This is a genomic window from Nostoc sp. UCD121, assembly GCF_014222285.1.
In the GTDB taxonomy this organism is placed as follows: Bacteria; Cyanobacteriota; Cyanobacteriia; order Cyanobacteriales; family Nostocaceae; genus Nostoc.
Window position 1 is genome coordinate 1 of sequence record NZ_JACKZS010000400.1, and the last position, 2,893, is coordinate 2,893.

At 46.9% G+C, this 2,893-nt stretch carries 1 protein-coding gene; it reads right to left on the reverse strand.

The window, feature by feature from the left end; genetic code table 11:
- Positions 1-2,893 (reverse strand): PriCT-2 domain-containing protein (locus tag GNF10_RS36165; protein ID WP_185607454.1); only part of this gene is annotated, 2,893 nt, incomplete at both ends.

Genomic DNA, 2,893 nt, shown 5'->3' on the forward strand with positions numbered 1-2,893 from the left:
CAGCATCGGGAAGTATGTACGCGCTAACCACTTTTCATCGTCGTCTAAGTCAGCCAAATTTTTATTACTACCGCTATTAAGACTATCTAATAGCAAGAGTAATAATTTTTTAAAGTGCTGCCAGCCCCCCCAGCGTTGGGTAAATCGGCTCACCCATCCTTGGGTAGTGTCTATGATTTTGGCGATCGCCTTTTGTCCAATTTTCTGCTGCGACTGCCAAAGCTGGGTGAAGGCTTTGACGATGGCGTGACCTGTTTGCTGATCTCGGCTACCAGCTTCAATGCAGAAATCGCTTGCATCAACAACCTCTAATTTCACTCCTGGCAGTTCCGTGAGGAGAAAACTGAGGTCATAGTCAGCGCAGAAGTAGAATGTTAGCTCCACATTGGGGCGACGATGAGCGCGTAATCGCCCAATCTCTTGGATGATTTCTGCACGGATCAGGTCTGTGAGATACTTTTGGAAAGCGCTGTTTTTATCTTCCAGGTTGACCCTTTCACCAGTCATCACCTGATATTGTGCGGCTAAAACACCGATGTTTTGGTAGGGAATGCCAAAAGAAGCGATCGCATCACATTCACTAAACCTATTAACACCACGCCCATCGACAAAGTGACCGTATTCTGTGCGGCCCTCGGTTTGGGTTGCAATTTGTTTCCAATCGATAATGCCAAGGTTGGGGCAGAGTTTTTTCAAGGTTTCTTTGAGGGCATTAACACGAGCGCTTAGTGGAAGGGAGCGATTTTTAGGCAGTTTACCCAGCCCAGTGACGTTGACCACTTTTAAATTGTCGTAGTCTGGGCGTTGTTGCTCGATGATTAACACAGGATCATTGATGCCCAGTTTCAATTTCAAATCCTGGGATTTGAAAGTGGCATCAAGGTAAATATTAAATTTTGCAGAGTGGGCCAATTCAGTATGCTTGGGGTTTCGGCGGTAAATGCTGAGTACACCCCACCCTGACTGAAAACTACCGTCACCTTTCCAAGCTTCAAGAAAGTCAGGCAACCAGTAATTAGGCAAGTCAAGAAACTCCCTCCCGGCTGTTCGTGCGCTGTCTTTAACTACCTTTTTGGCAGCATAACGAGCGGCAGAGCTTTTTTTGAGTTGTCTATCTTGGGTAATATCAATTGAGTCCAAGTCTTCTAAAAAAGTTAAATCAGGTTCTACAGTTTGCTGAATCGCTTCGATATCTAAGCCTGTGGGGAAAGGGGGCAGCAGCGCTCGGATGCTGGCATCATCAAACCCGTAGCGGTTAGTGGGCTTAAGTTGCTGAGTTAACAGTTGGTGTAAAACTTTTAGTGCAGGTTGCAGCTGTGATAGAAGATTTGGTTCTAACAGTAGCAGTTTGCCCACAGTGGTTTCAAAATCGCCTCGGTTCACATCAACATTACGCACGGGCTTGATGAGTGTGCCTGCTTCTTCCCATAACCGCCCAACGGTGAAAGTTTGGTCAGCAGCATTAGTTAAGGTGACTGGTGTAGAGTCTGGGTGCGCTCTGAGTTCGGAATAATTTTGAATTGCTGTACGTTTTTGAAAGCGGAAGCCAAAACCGTCACCACTAGCGAAACGGCACTGATTTTTAAGGGAACAACCGCCACAGATGGGGCTGATGCCGCTCTCTTCAAAATCAAGGCTGCTAAAATTCTTGCTGCGGAAGGCATTAAATAAGTAAGTTCTGTGACAATTACCATCAGTGTCGGCAGTCTCACCCGCTTTAGTCCACAGTTTAAAATCCTCACCTGTAGGAGTTTTGCGGGTGGGGTCAAGTTTAAAGCCGTTGTGTCGCACTGGCAGATCAACGAAATTCGTCTCAATGGGCAGTGTGGACGGGTTTCTATGGTTGGCATCCTGGTAAATTAGTTTATCAACGCCGAATAGGGCCGCCGTCAATTGCCCCGCGTTGTAAGACTTGCCCAGTCCAGGGTGGGAATTATCTAAGATTTGCGTCCAGCCCTTAGAAACAGCTTCCACCCAAGCAGCAATATGTTCTTCTGGCTGGCAGGAGATAGAGATATTGCCTGTAACTTCAGTTATGTACGGGATATTGCCGGGCTTGTAAATAATTAGATTGGGTGAAGGCGTGTCAATTTCGGGTAAGGGCTTGGGTGTTGGTGGGGCTTTAAATCCTTTAAATATCGAACTAAATGGAGCGATGGCTTGCTTTAATAAATTTTGGAAGCTGCTCAAGTCCTCTCTGACTCGCCCAAGCTCCCACTGTTCACGGCTAATTACTCCTTTGGCCTGGTATGGTTCATACTGCCGTTGCGGGAAGCGAAAGCCATACTGTTTGGCAATGTGAAACAGTGTACCTATTGAGATTCCTCCACGTCTAAAACTGCGAATCTTAGCGTGGATGTTCCAAGTTGAGCCTTTGATGCTGGGCGACCACTGTTCTGCTATAATTTCCGCCTCAGATGCCCCATAATGGTTAACCAGCGCCATCAACACCTGACGGCATTCGTCATAGTTGCCGCTTCCTGGGGTGCGCGGTGGGATGAATGAAAGCGCGTTTTGGATAAGCTGGTCAATGTCCCAGCCTTCAGTAAGGGAAATCTCACGCCACTCTTTACGCCGTGACTCAATTTCTTGAATTCTTAGCTGATACTCAATACGCTCAATTTGTGCGATCGCGATCGCCTCACTTATCCATTCTGCTGGTAAAGTGGCTTCAGGGTTGACAAGCGGGAATTCTGCCTCTGTGCTGCCGTAAAATACACGGCTTGCGTCTTTACAAGCTGGGTCATGGGGTAACTGCTGCATGAGAAAGCGTGTACAAGCTTCTACAGTATCAGCGCCTTGGACATATTCGGGGAGAAGGAAAACCAACCGGAATTTATGCCAGTCTGGTTTATGACTGGCAGTAGTGTAAATTAAAGCACAGTGTTTTTTT